Annotated in this window: 15 protein-coding genes; 11 read left to right on the top strand and 4 right to left on the bottom strand. The window is 51.2% G+C overall.

Annotated elements, in window-relative coordinates:
- The first annotated feature begins 17 nt into the window (after window positions 1-17).
- From trpB to ylqF, 11 genes are all read left to right on the top strand, one after another.
- Entirely contained in the window at window positions 18-1,220 is a 1,203-nt protein-coding gene (gene trpB / locus ACTHS4_RS07950) for a tryptophan synthase subunit beta (protein ID WP_440365681.1), read from the top strand.
- Between the two features lie 193 nt (window positions 1,221-1,413).
- A complete protein-coding gene (locus ACTHS4_RS07945) occupies window positions 1,414-2,319 on the top strand; it encodes a DMT family transporter (protein ID WP_440365680.1) in 906 nt (301 codons plus the stop codon).
- A gap of 52 nt (window positions 2,320-2,371) precedes the next feature.
- Window positions 2,372-3,661: an adenosylmethionine--8-amino-7-oxononanoate transaminase gene (gene bioA / locus ACTHS4_RS07940; RefSeq protein ID WP_070826000.1), complete on the top strand. Its 1,290-nt coding sequence runs from the start codon at window positions 2,372-2,374 to the stop codon at window positions 3,659-3,661.
- Window positions 3,658-4,314 (top strand): dethiobiotin synthase, encoded by a 657-nt coding sequence (gene bioD / locus ACTHS4_RS07935; RefSeq protein WP_107791960.1) that lies wholly within the window; start codon window positions 3,658-3,660, stop codon window positions 4,312-4,314. Before bioA ends, bioD begins: the two co-directional genes overlap by 4 nt.
- A complete protein-coding gene (locus ACTHS4_RS07930) occupies window positions 4,304-4,798 on the top strand; it encodes a chorismate--pyruvate lyase family protein (RefSeq protein WP_107791959.1) in 495 nt (164 codons plus the stop codon). Before bioD ends, ACTHS4_RS07930 begins: the two co-directional genes overlap by 11 nt.
- Before the next feature lie 173 nt (window positions 4,799-4,971).
- Entirely contained in the window at window positions 4,972-5,892 is a 921-nt protein-coding gene (gene ubiA, locus ACTHS4_RS07925) for a 4-hydroxybenzoate octaprenyltransferase (RefSeq protein WP_070843283.1), read from the top strand.
- Between the two features lie 269 nt (window positions 5,893-6,161).
- Window positions 6,162-6,611, top strand: coding sequence for a PTS IIA-like nitrogen regulatory protein PtsN (gene ptsN / locus ACTHS4_RS07920; RefSeq protein ID WP_039862228.1), 450 nt, complete (start codon window positions 6,162-6,164; stop codon window positions 6,609-6,611).
- 3 nt (window positions 6,612-6,614) lie between these two features.
- A complete protein-coding gene (gene hprK / locus ACTHS4_RS07915; RefSeq protein ID WP_003747372.1) occupies window positions 6,615-7,577 on the top strand; it encodes an HPr(Ser) kinase/phosphatase in 963 nt (320 codons plus the stop codon).
- On the top strand, window positions 7,558-8,412 hold the full coding sequence (rapZ, locus tag ACTHS4_RS07910) for an RNase adapter RapZ (protein ID WP_070461625.1): 855 nt from the start codon (window positions 7,558-7,560) through the stop codon (window positions 8,410-8,412). The genes hprK and rapZ overlap by 20 nt, the downstream gene beginning before the upstream one ends.
- Window positions 8,413-8,446: 34 nt before the next feature.
- Window positions 8,447-8,671: a protocatechuate 3,4-dioxygenase gene (locus tag ACTHS4_RS07905; protein ID WP_070461624.1), complete on the top strand. Its 225-nt coding sequence runs from the start codon at window positions 8,447-8,449 to the stop codon at window positions 8,669-8,671.
- A 93-nt stretch (window positions 8,672-8,764) separates the two neighbouring features.
- Window positions 8,765-9,706, top strand: a complete 942-nt coding sequence (ylqF, locus tag ACTHS4_RS07900; protein ID WP_070461623.1) for a ribosome biogenesis GTPase YlqF — start codon at window positions 8,765-8,767, stop codon at window positions 9,704-9,706.
- 55 nt (window positions 9,707-9,761) lie between these two features.
- Here the strand turns inward: ylqF and ACTHS4_RS07895 are convergent, their stop codons facing one another.
- From ACTHS4_RS07895 to ACTHS4_RS07880, 4 genes are all read right to left on the bottom strand, one after another.
- On the bottom strand, window positions 9,762-10,355 hold the full coding sequence (locus ACTHS4_RS07895) for a LolA family protein (protein ID WP_371460477.1): 594 nt from the start codon (window positions 10,353-10,355) through the stop codon (window positions 9,762-9,764).
- A 58-nt stretch (window positions 10,356-10,413) separates the two neighbouring features.
- A complete protein-coding gene (locus ACTHS4_RS07890; protein WP_440365679.1) occupies window positions 10,414-12,636 on the bottom strand; it encodes an NADP-dependent isocitrate dehydrogenase in 2,223 nt (740 codons plus the stop codon).
- Window positions 12,637-12,808: 172 nt separating this feature from the next.
- A complete protein-coding gene (locus ACTHS4_RS07885; RefSeq protein ID WP_070825994.1) occupies window positions 12,809-14,011 on the bottom strand; it encodes a beta-ketoacyl-ACP synthase in 1,203 nt (400 codons plus the stop codon).
- Window positions 14,012-14,014: 3 nt separating this feature from the next.
- On the bottom strand, window positions 14,015-14,533 hold the full coding sequence (locus ACTHS4_RS07880; protein WP_070825993.1) for a hypothetical protein: 519 nt from the start codon (window positions 14,531-14,533) through the stop codon (window positions 14,015-14,017).
- Between the last annotated feature and the right edge of the window lie 17 nt (window positions 14,534-14,550).

Below are 14,550 nucleotides of genomic sequence, written 5' to 3'. Positions count from 1 at the left end.
GAACAAGGAAAAATTCCATGAAAAACTATCACGCTCCCGACGAGAAAGGCTTTTTCGGCGAACACGGCGGTCTGTATGTTTCCGAAACCCTGATTCCAGCTTTGCAAGAATTGGCAGAAGCCTATAAAGCGGCGAAAGAAGATCCTTCATTTTGGGAAGAGTTCCGCCATGATTTGAAACACTATGTCGGCCGTCCCAGCCCTGTTTACCATGCCGCGCGATTGTCCGAGCATTTGGGCGGCGCACAAATCTGGCTGAAGCGTGAAGATTTGAACCACACCGGCGCGCACAAAGTCAACAACACCATCGGTCAGGCATTGCTCGCCCGCCGCATGGGCAAAAAACGCGTGATTGCCGAGACCGGCGCGGGTCAGCACGGCGTGGCTTCTGCCACCGTTGCCGCACGCTTCGGCATGACTTGCGACGTGTATATGGGTGCGGACGATATCCAACGTCAAATGCCCAACGTGTTCCGTATGAAGCTGCTTGGCGCGAATGTCGTCGGCGTCGACAGTGGCAGCCGCACTTTGAAAGACGCGATGAACGAAGCCATGCGCGAATGGGTTGCCCGCGTGGACGATACGTTCTACATCATCGGTACTGCCGCAGGCCCTGCGCCGTATCCGGAAATGGTACGCGATTTCCAATGCGTGATCGGCAATGAAGCCAAAGAACAAATGTTGGAAGCCATCGGCCGCCAACCTGATGTTGCCGTTGCCTGCGTGGGCGGCGGCTCGAACGCCATCGGTTTGTTCCATCCCTATATCGAAGAAGAAAACGTGCGCTTGGTCGGCGTAGAAGCCGGCGGTTTGGGTGTGGATACGCCCGATCACGCCGCACCGATTACCAGCAAAGCCCCTATCGGCGTATTGCACGGTTTCCGCAGCTATTTGATGCAGGATGAAAACGGTCAAATCTTGGGTACGCACTCCGTTTCCGCAGGCTTGGACTACCCAGGCATCGGCCCGGAACACAGCCATTTGAACGACATCAACCGCGTGGAATATACCGTTGCCAAAGACGACGAAGCACTTGAAGCCTTTGATTTGCTTTGCCGTTTTGAGGGCATTATTCCTGCGCTGGAATCCAGCCATGCCGTTGCTTGGGCGGTGAAAAACGCGCCGAAAATGGGCAAAGACCAAGTGATTTTGGTCAACCTCTCCGGTCGAGGCGATAAAGACATTAATACCGTGGCAAAACTCAAAGGCATTGAGTTGTAAGTCTTATTGATTGAGCAGCAAAGGCCGTCTGAAAAAGCTGGATTTCAGTCTTTCAGACGGCCTTTGTTTCCGTAATGATTAGCGTAGTATTTTATCCGCGCAAACTCTATTAAGTATCGGCGGCTAAGGAAATTTATCCTTCCAAACCGAGCTTGTACGCTTTCTAAACCGATTATTCAAGTTATCCATCACCATGAAACATTTAGCAATCCATCTAAAACTATTGGGCATGGCGGCGTTTTGGGGCGCATCTTGGCCGATGGGGCGGATGCTGGGACAGGCGCTGCCGCCTTTAACGGGCGGTATGCTGCGCTTTTTGATGGCGGCAATCTTGCTTTTGGGCTGGCTGTTTGCACGGTATCGGTTGCGTACTTTGGCGGTTTTGTCGCGCAAACAATGGCTTGGGTTGGCACTGGCGGCGGCATTCGGCGTATTTGGTTTTACTGTGTTGTCTATGCTGGGTTTGCAGCGGCTTCCTGCTTCAAGGGCGACGGTGTTGGTCACGTTCAATCCTGTGCTGACGATGTTTTTTGCAGCTTTGCTGTTTGGCGAGAAGCTCAACGGCAAGATTGTGTCGGGTATGTTGTTGGCAGTGGCAGGCTCGATATGGGCGGTTACGCATGGCGAGATTGCGGCATTTTTATCGGGCGGCGGCATAGGGTGGGGCGAAGTGCTGGTGTTTTTCAGCCTTTGCTGCTTGGTTACTTATACGATGATAGGCAGGGCGGTGTTGCAGGGGATTGATGCGCTGACGGTCACTGTAGCCACCGCTTGGCTGGGTGCAATGATGTTGCTGCCGCCTGCGTTGATTTCAGACGGCCTGCCGTTTGGTATGCTTGCCGAAATGGACGGCAGGGGTTGGTTTGCTTTGATTGGCCTGTCTGTCGGGGCAACGGTCTTTAGCTATGCGTGGTATTTTGAAGGCGTGAAGACTTTGGGCGCGGGCAGTGCTGCGGCGTACATCACTTTGGTGCCGGTATTCGGTATTCTGTGTTCCGCTTGGTTTTTGGGCGAGGCATTGCATATTTCCTTGGTTGCCGGCTGTTTGGCGGCGGTGGGCGGATTGGCGTTGATGCAGTACGGAAGACGTGCCGTCTGAAAAAGTAAATATGTTATATAATAATGAAACTGATTAAACCATTGTTTTCAACATGTCTGAACATTCCTCCCTGCTCGATTTCGACCGCGACCATCTACTCCATCCCTATACTTCCATGACCGACCCGTTGCCTGTTTATCCGGTGCGCCGTGCGGAGGGCGTGCACATCGAATTGGCGGACGGCACGCGGCTGATTGACGGGATGTCGTCTTGGTGGTGTGCGATACACGGCTACAATCATCCCGTTTTGAATCAGGCAGTTGAGGCGCAGATTAAGCAAATGTCGCATGTGATGTTCGGCGGTTTGACGCACGAGCCGGCGGTGGAGCTGGGCAAGTTGTTGGTCGGGATTTTGCCGCAGGGACTAGACCGTATTTTTTATGCGGACTCGGGGTCGGTTTCGGTGGAAGTCGCGCTGAAAATGGCGGTGCAATACCAGCAGGCACGGGGTTTGACGGCGAAACAGAATATTGCGACGGTGCGGCGCGGGTATCACGGCGATACTTGGAACGCGATGTCCGTCTGCGATCCGGAAACGGGAATGCACCATATTTTCGGCAGCGCTCTGCCGCAGCGTTATTTTGTCGATAATCCGAAAAGCCGTTTCGACGATGAATGGGACGAGGCGGATTTGCAGCCTGTCCGCGTCTTGTTTGAAGCGCATCATGCGGATATTGCCGCCTTTATTTTGGAACCGGTCGTGCAGGGCGCGGGCGGCATGTATTTTTATCATCCGCAGTATCTTCGCGGATTGCGCGATTTGTGCGACGAATTTGATATCGTGTTGATTTTTGACGAAATTGCCACCGGATTCGGGCGCACGGGTAAGATGTTTGCCTGCGAACACGCGGAGGTCGTGCCGGATATTATGTGTATCGGCAAAGGTTTGAGCGGCGGCTATATGACGCTGGCGGCGGCAATCACTTCGCAAAAAGTCACCGAAACGATTTCGCACGGCGAAGCGGGCGTATTTATGCACGGCCCGACATTTATGGCGAACCCGCTGGCGTGTGCCGTAGCCTGCGCTTCGGTCAAACTGCTTTTGTCCCAAGATTGGCAGGCAAATATCCGCCGCATCGAAAGCATCTTAAAAGGCCGTCTGAAAGCTGCGTGGGACATTCGCGGCGTGAAAGACGTGCGCGTTTTGGGTGCTATCGGGGTGATCGAGCTGGAAAAAGGTGTGGATATGGCGCGTTTTCAAGCAGATTGCGTGGCGCAGGGCATTTGGGTGCGTCCATTCGGCAGGCTGGTGTACCTCATGCCGCCTTACGTCATTTCAGACGACCTCTTGACCGAACTTGCCGACAAAACCGTACAAATTTTGAAGGAACACAGCAAATGAAAGGCGTTTACTTCGTCAGCGGCATTGATACGGACATCGGCAAAACCGTCGCCACCGGCGTGTTGGCAAAACAATTATTGCAGCAGGGCAGAAGCGTGATCACGCAAAAGCCCGTGCAAACCGGTTGCCAAAACATCGCCGAGGACATCGCCGTCCACCGCAAAATCATGGGCATACCCATGCAGGAAGCCGACAAACAAGGGCTGACCATGCCCGAAATCTTCAGCTATCCCGCCTCGCCCCACCTTGCCGCCCGTCTGGACGGCAGGGCTTTGGACTTGGACAAAATCCGCACTGCCACGCAAGAATTGGCGGCGCAATATGAAATCGTGTTGGTCGAAGGCGCGGGCGGATTGATGGTTCCGCTGACGGAAGATTTGTTGACTATTGATTATATTCAGCAACAGGCTTATCCCGTCATTCTCGTTACCAGCGGACGGCTCGGCAGCATCAATCACACCCTGCTCAGTTTCGCCGCGCTTAAACAATACGGCATCCGGTTGCACAGCCTGATTTTCAACCATATTCACGACAGTAAAGATGAAACCGTTGCCGGCGATACCTTGGAATATCTTAAAGGCCGTCTGAAAGATGAATTTCCCGAAGCCAAATGGCAGGAGTTGGCCAAAACAGAGGTGGTAAATGGCGTTTGATATACCGCGTGGCACACTTTGTTCATATGCCGAAGCTTCAAGTCTTCTGCCGTCTAAGGCCGGACATTTGCTGACCGTTTCTTCGCTAACCGCTGCGTTGCGCGCTTCCGGTAAGGATTTTTCAGTCAAGCCGGTGTATTTGGGTTTGACGAAGGGTGCAGAAAACGGAGACGAAATCTTTGTGCGCGATGTTTTGCTCAAACTGGACGGCGAAACAGTAATACAAGCCAGAAGCGCGTGCCGACCAGATAGCCGTCTATGGACAGAATTATTGGATTGTGGAACGCAGCCTTTGGGTGAGCGCCTGTTTGACGGTACATTGCCGTTGAAGCGTTCGGATTTTGAGTTTCTTCGTTTTGAAGATTTCGACCATCCATCTTTCAGACGGCCTGTTACCGCGCGCCGTTCGTATTTCGATTGGAACGGCGAAACATTGGAATTAACAGAATATTTCTTATTGAAATTAATAGATTTATACCGCTAAGGCTGTCTGAAAATAAAACCGTTTACCGATGTTTGTCATAATTCTGATATAATACAATAAATTAAATTGTTAAGATCTGTTTGATTTCAGACGGCAATAAATTATAATAAGAGCTAAGGCTCTAAAAAGCCTTTCCTTCCGAATCGACACATAAACAACGACACATTACATCAATGAACATAAGGCGCTTTTTTCTACAATTTCTACCGCGTTACGCTGTCGGACGGATGGTGATATACGCCAAACTGATGCGCGTCGACAAACCCATTGGCACACTGCTTTTGCTGTGGCCGACTTATTGGGCATTGTGGATTGCGTCTAAAGGCGTTCCTGACGCGGATATTTTTCTTGCCTTTAGCGCAGGCACATTTTTGATGCGCAGCGCAGGTTGCGTGGTAAATGACTTTGCCGACCGCAATTTTGACGGTGCAGTAGAGCGCACTAAAAACCGCCCGTTTGCCAAAGGTTTGGTTTCTAAAATCGAAGCGCTGCTTTTGACCGTCATGTTGTGTCTGATGGCAGCTTTATGCTTGGTGCAGCTCAACCGCTTTACTTGGCTGATGAGCCTTCCGGCCTTGTTCCTGGCCATCACATATCCCTTTACCAAACGCTTTTTCCCGTTGCCGCAGTTTTATTTAGGACTGGCATTTTCGTTCGGCATTCCCATGGCCTTTGCCGCCGTGCAAGGCCGAGTGCCTTCCGAAGCGTGGCTGATGTTTACCGCCAATGCCTTATGGACGTTGGCTTACGACACGATTTATGCCATGGCGGACAAAGAAGACGATTTGAAAATTGGCATTAAAACTTCGGCAATCACATTTGGCCATCACGACATTACTGCCTCTATGCTTTGCCATTTTTGGTTTACGGTATTGATGGCGGTGTTGGGTATCAAAATCGGTGCAACTTGGCCGTATTGGTTGATATTGCCGATAACTGTTTATTGGCAGTATCAGCAATATGTTGTCATCCGTACGCGCAATCGCCAGTTGTGCTTCCAAACGTTTTTGGCCAATAACCGCATCGGTTTGGCGTGGTTTTGCGGATTGGTCTGCCATTATTTCTGGGTATTTTTGGTTTCCAAACTGTTTTAAAAAAAGAAGTTGGGGCCGTCTGAAAAGAAGGGGAAAAGGGGTATGCCGGGCATACCCCTTTTCATTTGAATCATAGTTTGGCTATTGATAGCATTTTTACTTTAAATTCAATATAAGCAAGCAGTTGGATTATTTTTAGCTCGTTAAAAAATATCAAGAACAACATGGAAAATGTTAGCAGGGCGAGTGTAAATTACGCCTTCAGGATTGAGATTTGCACCGACAATCGGTACAATCCTATTGTTTTGCGACATTTAAAAGAGATACACATGAGCCTGATTGGCGAAATTTTACCTTTGTCCCATATCGTTTTGGATTTGGAAGTCAGCAGCAAAAAGCGTCTGTTTGAAGAGGCCGCCCAGCTGCTGGAGAATGAAGCAGAATTACCGAATACCAACGTGTTCGACTGCCTGTTTGCCCGTGAAAAGCTTGGTTCGACCGGTTTGGGGCAGGGGGTGGCGATTCCTCACGGCCGTCACGCATGCGTGAAAAAAGCCACCGGTGCGTTTATCCGCACCAAAGAGCCGGTTGCCTTTGATGCGCCCGACGGCAAACCCGTTTCCTTGATTTTCATCCTGCTTGTGCCTGAAAACGCTACCGGCGAACATTTGGAAGTCTTGTCCAAACTGGCCGGCAGATTCTCTCAAAAAGCCATCCGTGAAGCATTAATGGCCGCAACTTCTGCCGAAGAAGTACGCACACTTCTGACCGAAGAGTAATTCATGCCCAGCATATCCGTCCGCCGCCTGTTTTCCGACAATCAGCACAAACTCGAACTTGCTTGGGCTGCCGGCAATTCTGGCGCGGACAACCGTATCGGTGTCGAAGCCGATAAACCCGTCTTGGCCTTGGTCGGCCACTTAAACTTTATCCATCCCAACCAAATTCAAGTTGTCGGCGTAGCTGAAGCCGAATATTTGCGCCGCTTGGAGTCGGGCGAGCTCAACTACGATTTCGGAGAGCTTTTCGACATCCCCATGTCTTTGGTCATTGTCGCCAACGGCTTGCCGGTATCGCCCAAATTGCGCGATTATTGCCATACCAACAGTATCCCCTTGCTGACTTCCAAACAGGAAAGCCCGCACCTGATGGACGTTTTGCGGATTTATCTGCAACGGACATTGGCAACTTCCACCATCAAGCACGGCGTATTTTTGGATGTATTTGAAGTGGGCGTACTCATTACCGGACAATCCGGCTTGGGTAAGAGCGAATTGGCATTGGAGCTGATTTCGCGCGGCCACAGCCTGATTGCCGATGATGCGGTCGAACTTTTCCGTACCGGCCCGGAAATGCTGGAAGGCCGTTGCCCGCCTATGCTGCGTGATTTCCTCGAAGTACGCGGTTTGGGCATACTTAATATCCGCCATATTTTTGGCGAAACCTCTATCCGTCCGAAAAAAATCCTCCAGCTGATTATCAATTTGGTTCCGGCCGACGACGGATATATGAAACAACTTGATCGATTGAGCATCCGTACCGAAACAGAATCTATCCTCAACGTCAGCGTCCGTTCCGTTACCCTGCCTGTTGCAATCGGTCGAAACTTAGCAGTATTGGTTGAAGCTGCAGTACGCAATTACATCCTTCAATTGCGTGGTAAAGACAGCACCAAAGAATTTCTCGAACGTCACCAAACACAACTCAAAGAAAACGAACAAAATCATGAAAATCGTCCTGATTAGCGGCTTATCCGGCTCGGGAAAGTCCGTAGCTCTTAAGCAGCTCGAAGATTTGGGCTATTACTGTGTCGATAATCTTCCCTTGGAAATGCTTCCATCATTGGTTTCACTCCATATCGAACGGGCCGATGAAACCAAACTCGGTGTCAGCGTTGATATCCGTTCCCGTATTAATATCCAAGAAGCGCAAGAGCAAATCCAATATTTGCGTGACGAAGGACATCAGGTTGAAGTCCTGTTTGTTGAAGCAGAAGAGGGTGTTTTGGTTCGCCGCTTCTCAGAAACCCGACGTGGACACCCTTTGTCTGGTCAAAACCTGACTTTGTTGGAAAGCCTGCAAAAAGAACGCGAGTGGCTCTTTCCGCTTAGAGACATCGCATATTGCATCGATACGTCCAAAATGAATGCTCAGCAGCTGCGTTATGCTGTGCAACAATGGCTCAATATTGAACGTGTCGGTTTGCTGGTCATTCTTGAATCCTTTGGTTTCAAATATGGCGCTCCCAATAATGCCGACTTTATGTTTGATATGCGCAGCCTGCCCAATCCGTATTACGATCCGGAATTACGCCCCTTTACTGGCATGGACAAACCTATTCAAGATTATTTGGGCCAGCAGCCGTTGGTTCAAGAAATGGTTGATGACATCGACCATTTTATTAGCCGCTGGTTGCCGCGCCTGCAACAAGAGAGCCGCAGTTATGTGACGATTGCCATCGGTTGTACCGGCGGTCAGCACCGCTCCGTTTATGTTGTGGAAAAACTGGCCGAGCGCCTCAAAGGCCGTTATGAACTCCTTGTCCGCCACCGTCAGGCTCAAAGCTTGGCAGGACGCTAACTTGCCGTTTCAGACGGCCTCAAAGGAAGAAACCATGAAAAAAATCAGTCTGACCGCATTATCCTTGCTTATCTTGACCGCCTGCGCGACAGAGCCTGTCACTGCTTACCGTTGGCATCGTACCGGCGCGAGCGAAGCTGAAGTTTCCCGCCAAATCAATACTTGCAAATCGCAAGTCCAAAATAGAAATACATACAAGACGTTCGAGCAATGTATGGATGAAGCAGGTTATTACAGCTATGAACATGGCAATCTCTAAATCCGGATTGACCGATTATCCAAATACCGAGGCCGTCTGAAAAAAAATGATTGTTCAGACGGCCTCAGATACGAATAGAAAGAATAAAAAGACATGGCTATCCAATGGTTTCCCGGCCACATGAACAAGGCAAAAAAAGCCATTGCCGAACGCATTAAAAGCGTTGATATGGTGATTGAGATGTTGGACGCGCGTATGCCTGCTTCCAGCGAAAACCCTTTGCTTGCCCAGTTGTCCAAAGGCAAGCCCAAACTCAAAATCTTAAACAAGCAAGACCTTGCCGATCCCGAGCGTACCAAAGTTTGGCTCGAACACTACAACAGTCGTCAAGATACCCGCGCCATTGCGCTTGATTCTTCCGAAACCGGCGCACATGGCAAAATTACCCAAGCCTGCCGCGCCATGATTCCGCACCGCCAAGGTATTGAGAAGCCGCTGCGTGTTCTGATTTGCGGTATCCCCAACGTCGGCAAATCCACCTTGATTAACGGTATGATCGGCAAAAAATCTGCCAAAACCGGTAATGAACCCGGTATTACCAAAGCCGAACAGCGCCTTTTCCTTGCCGACGATTTCTGGCTTTACGATACCCCCGGTATGTTGTGGCCAAAAATTATCGTCGAAGAAGGCGGCTATAACCTTGCGGCCGGCGGTGCAGTTGGACGCAACGCGCTGGATGAAGAAGAAGTGGCACTTGAGCTTTTGGATTACCTCCGCCGCCATTATCTGGCTCTGTTGCAAGAGCGCTATCAAGCCGACAAAGATCCAAGCAGCCATTGGGACGATACTTCTTGGCTGGAGTGGATTGCCAAAAAACGCGGTGCGGTTTTGAGCGGCGGACGGGTCAATTACCAAAAAGCCGCTGAAAATATCCTGACTGATTTCCGCGAAGGCAAAATCGGCAGAATCACGTTGGAAACGCCAAATCAATGGGAGGCTTGGCTGAAAAAAGCCAGACAGAAAGAGGCCGAACTCAAAGCCATTCGTGAAGCCAGAAAGGCGGAAAGAAAAGGGCAGCAGCCTTCAGCCGATTAATATAAAAGGCCGTCTGAAATCTATTTTCAGACGGCCTTTTGTTGGAATAGACAATTTAGAGGGCGGTACGGCTGAAGCTGTCCAGAGCTTTATCGGTTTGGATTTGGTTGAACTGCATGATGGTTTTGTCGCCTTGTTTTTCGTCCAATTCGATTTTTCGTACCAGCGTATCGCCGTTGATTTCGATACGGTTGAAGATTTGGCGGGTAATGGCGGTTTTCGGAGTCAGGGTCAACGTCCATTTTTTCTCGTTGCCGTTTAATTTCAAATCAAATTGTTTTTCCAAACCTTGGGTATTGCCGCCCAAAAGGTCGAGGAAGAGTTTGATTTGGCGGCTTTGGCCGTTGAGTTTGCTGGCGTTTGGGTTGACCCATTGGTTGCCGTTCCATTGCATGATGCCGTCTGAACGCACGCGCAGGGTGGTTTCAAATGGTTTTTGCATTTTCCAGAGCAGGCCTTTTTGTGGGACAAGGGTAAAGCTGCCGCTGGTGGTCATGGGTTTGCTGAGGGATTTGAGCTGGCGTTGTTGGACAAAATTGCCTTGCACGGTTTGCGGTTTTTGCAGGGTTTGTGCCAATTCGGCAGGGGAAAATGCCCACAAAGCCGGAGCGCTGATGAGGAGAGTAAGAGAAAGAATGGTTTTTTTCATTGTGCTTCCATAAGGTTTGAGGCCGTCTGAAAGTTCAGACGGCCTTTTATTGCTTTAATTATAAGGCTGACAAGGCCTGATTAAAGGTTGCGCTTGGACGCATCGCTTGTGCAGCTTTTTCAGGATTGGCTGCGTAGTAGCCGCCGATGTCGACCGCTTTGCCTTGTACGGCAGAGAGTTCTTCAACGATTTTGGCTTCGTCAGCAGTCAAAGCGACTGCCAATGGCGCAAATGCGGCTTTCAGTTCGGCATCTTTGTCTTGCGCCGCCAATTCTTGCGCCCAGTAGAGGGTGAGGTAGAAATGGCTGCCGCGGTTGTCGAGTTCGCCAGCTTTGCGTTTAGGCGATTTGTCGTTCAACAGCAGTTTTTCGGTGGCTGCATCCAAAGTGTCGGCGAGGACTTGGGCTTTAGAGTTGCCGGTTTTTTGCGCCAGATGTTCAAACGATACGGCAAGTGCGAGGAATTCGCCCAAAGAGTCCCAACGCAAGTGGTTTTCTTCGAGGAATTGTTGAACATGTTTCGGTGCGGAGCCGCCAGCGCCGGTTTCAAACATACCGCCGCCGTTCATCAATGGAACGATGGACAGCATTTTTGCGCTGGTACCCAGTTCCAAAATTGGGAACAAGTCGGTCAGGTAGTCGCGCAGGACGTTGCCGGTTACGGAAATGGTGTCTTCACCGTTTTTCAGACGGCCCAGGCTGAATTTAGCGGCTTCTTCGGGCGCGAGGACGCGGATGTCGAGGCCGTCGGTATCCAGTTCGGCAAGGTAGGCTTTAACCTTGGCGAGCAGGCTCTTGTCGTGCGGACGGTTTTCGTCGAGCCAGAACACGGCTGGCGTATTGCTCAGACGGGCGCGGTTGACGGCGAGTTGTACCCAGTCTTTAACCGGAGCGTCTTTGGTTTGGCACATACGCCAGATGTCGCCGGCTTCAACGTCGTGTTGCATCAGGACATTACCTGCTGCATCGATGACTTGAACTTGGCCGTCGGCTTCGATTTCGAAAGTTTTGTTGTGTGAACCATATTCTTCGGCTGCTTGCGCCATCAGACCGACGTTAGGAACGGTACCCATGGTTGTCGGATCGAATGCGCCGTGTTCGCGGCAGAAGTCGATGGTTGCTTGGTAAACGCCGGCGTAGCTGCTGTCAGGAATCACGGCTTTGGTGTCTTGCGCTTTGCCGTCTTTATCCCACATACGGCCGGAGTTGCGAATCATCGCAGGCATAGAAGCATCGACGATGACATCGCTAGGAACGTGCAGGTTGGTAATGCCTTTGTCGGAATCAACCATGGCCAAATCAGGGTTGGCAGCGTAAACGGCAGCGATTTCAGCTTCAACGGCGGCGCGGGTGTCCGCATCCAGTTTGTCCAGATTGGCAAGCAGGTTGCCGAAGCCGTTGTTGACGTTGACGCCTGCGGCAGCCAGTTTGTCGCCAAATTTTTCAAAAACAGGCGCGAAGAATACTTTGACGGCGTGTCCGAAGATAATCGGGTCGGACACTTTCATCATGGTGGCTTTCATGTGCAGCGAGAACAATACGCCTTTAGCTTTTGCGTCTTTCACTTGTTCGGCAAGGAAGGCGAGCAGGGCTTTTTTGCTCATTACGGTCGCGTCGATGATTTCGCCGGCTTTCAGGGCAACAGGCTCGCGCAGCTCTTTTTTGTTGCCTTGTTTGTCGGTGAACACGATGGATACGGAAGTCGCATCGGGTACGGTAACGGATTGTTCGTTATGGAAAAAGTCGCCGCTTTGCATGGTGGCAACATGGGTTTTGGAATCTTTGGTCCATGCGCCCATGCTGTGCGGATGTTTTTTCGCAAAGTTTTTCACTGCTTTAGGAGCACGACGGTCAGAGTTGCCTTCACGCAGGACAGGGTTTACCGCGCTGCCTTTGATGCGGTCGTAGCGTTCGCGTACGGCTTTTTCTTCATCGGTTTGAGGGTCGGCAGGATAGTCGGGAACGGCAAAGCCTTTAGACTGCAATTCTTTAATCGCGGCCGTCAGTTGAGGTACGGATGCGCTGATGTTCGGCAGTTTGATTACGTTTGCATCGGGTTGTTTAACCAGTTCGCCCAATTCGGCAAGCGCATCAGGTACGCGTTGCGCTTCGGTCAGGTATTCTGGAAAAGCCGCCAAAATACGGCCGGAGAGAGAAATGTCGCTGGTTTTGACATCAATATCGGCGTGGCGGGTAAACGCCTGCACGATTGGCAACAGGGATTGAGTGGCCAATGCAGGAGCTTCGTCGGTGTAGGTATAGATAATGGTGGATTTAGTCATGGGATTATTCTCTATGTAGGTTAAGTTTTTCTTTTCGGGCACATCGCGAGAAGAAACGTGCTAAGCCTATTATGGCATATTTCGGCGGATTTGGTTGTTGTTTTGATGCTATTGTTTTTTAAGTTGCGGAAAAGAAAAAGGCCGTCTGAAAAGACAGCCTAAATATAAGGACTTATCCGATAATCAAAACAGCATTGCTGCCGCCGAAAGCGAATGATGAGCTGGCGGCAATGCGTTTTTCAGACGGCCAGCGGCTGTTACCGTCGGTCAAAGCGATGTTGGGCAGCTCGGAATCGGGTACGTTGTCCCATTGTTGCGGCGGCAGTTTGCCTTCCGGATTGTATTGGCAGTTGGCCATCAACCAGGCAAATGCGGCTTCAATCGCACCGGCTGCACCCAAGGTATGACCGGTGGACGGCTTGGTGGAGGTGCAAAGGGTATGGCAACCAAACACTTCGGCAACGGCCCGGCTTTCCATGCTGTCGTTGTGCTGCGTGCCGGTGCCGTGCAGATTGATCCAGCCGATGTCTTCTGCTTTCAAACTGGCTTTATCCAAAGCAGCCTGAAAGGATTGGGCTGCACCCAAACCGTCGGGGCGGGGCGAAGACATATGGTAGGCATCACTGCTTGCACCATAGCCCAACAATTGCATTTCGCCGTCAAAATCTTCATCGCGCGTCATCACGAAAAATGCGGCCGCTTCGCCGATATTGATGCCGTTGCGGTTGGCAGAAAAAGGCTTGGCGATGCCGTCTGAAAGCACTTCCAAAGAGGCAAAACCATTAATCGTCAGCGGAGAAAGCGTATCCGCTCCGCCGCAAATCACGGCATCACACAATCCGGCACGAAGCAGTCGGGCTGCGCTGATGAGGGCGCGTGCGCCGGAAGTGCAGGCAGTGGAGACGGTATAGCGCAAGCCGTCCAAACCGTAAACTTGGGCGATAAATTCGGAGGGCGAAGCCATGGTGTGTTGCAACTGTTTGAACGGAACATCCGTCCATTCACCGCCTTCGACAACGTGTTGGAACAAAGGGATATTTTCATCTGCGCCACTGGTTGACGTACCGGTAACGACAGCAACCCTTTCTTTGCCGTAACGTGCAATGGCCGTCTGAATCAGTCCATCTATTTGCGAAAGCGCGTGCAGGATAAGCTGGTTGTTGCGGCTGCGATGCGCTTCGGGAATGCTGTCGGGCAGAGGCATCAGGGTTTCTTTGACCGCACCGAAAGCATGCGTTTTGCCTTTTACCCATTGGTCTGAAAAAGTCAGGGGTGTGTTTTCAGACGGCGTGAGTAAGGCATCGGCATGAACTTGCAAGCCGCTGCCCAATGCGCTGGTCAGTGCCGGACGGCTGAGATAAACAGGAGTATTCATGAATTAGTCTTCTGCAATCGGGCTGACCGTCCAGAAAGTTTGGTCGGGGAAGCCGATGAGGAATTGTTCGGAATGGTGGGCGACACACCACAAATCACGCTCGCGGTAGCTGAACACCGCGCCTTTGCCGTCAGGGCAGAAGCCTTGATGGGTGGCGTTTTGTTGGCGGGCTTCAGGGTAAAGCGTAGCGGCTTGTTCGGCGGCCAAAAGCGGCAACAGGGCTGCAAACAATCGGCGCGAACTGGCATTGGGCATCACAAAGCCGTCGTTTTTCCAGCCTTTGGTGCTGACCGATTGGCGCGATACCGGCGTACCCAGTGCATCGGTTTGGACAAAGCGGATGCCGTCTGAATGAGGCTCGACTGCCAAGAGATTGGTTTGAACGGTTTGCCCCGCCGCATTGGTCTGCTCAAGTTTGAACCATTGGCCTTCTTTGGAAAGCGGTGGCAGCGTTTGCGGATGGGGGAGCGAGGTCGTACATGCGGAAAGCAGCAGTGCGGCAAGCAAAGGGATAAATCGCATAAGGTTTTATCTATCGG

The sequence above is a fragment of the Neisseria sp. P0014.S009 genome (assembly GCF_051958155.1).
Classification (GTDB): Bacteria; Pseudomonadota; Gammaproteobacteria; order Burkholderiales; family Neisseriaceae; genus Neisseria; species Neisseria flavescens_C.
Note: the sequence above shows the minus strand (reverse complement) of the source record. Positions and strands in the feature narration are given on the sequence as shown.